Here is a 273-nt window from a genome sequence, read left to right as displayed (position 1 = left end):
TACCAGAAGTAGGTAGCTTAACCGTAAGGAGGGCGCTTACCACGGTAGGATTCGTGACTGGGGTGAAGTCGTAACAAGGTAGCCGTATCGGAAGGTGCGGCTGGATCACCTCCTTTCTAGAGTTTGCAGAGTTCTTCGGAACTATGCCAAGTGCTCACACTTATCTGCTGTAACGTTCTTTAACAATCTGGAAGAAGTAAAGTTTTATTTAAGCGTGTGAGAAATCACACACTTAGGGTAGTAAAACTCATCATCACAAGTAGTAAATGCTTA

General features: G+C 44.0%; 1 rRNA gene. It reads left to right on the top strand.

The features are described 5' to 3' along the window. A 16S ribosomal RNA gene (locus GTP45_RS27850) occupies window positions 1-116 on the top strand; the annotation flags it as partial. Window positions 117-273 lie beyond the last annotated feature (157 nt).

The sequence above is a fragment of the Duganella rivi genome, assembly GCF_009857435.1.
Taxonomy (GTDB): domain Bacteria; phylum Pseudomonadota; class Gammaproteobacteria; order Burkholderiales; family Burkholderiaceae_D; genus Rugamonas; species Rugamonas rivi.
This window is presented reverse-complemented; position numbering and strand designations above follow the sequence as displayed.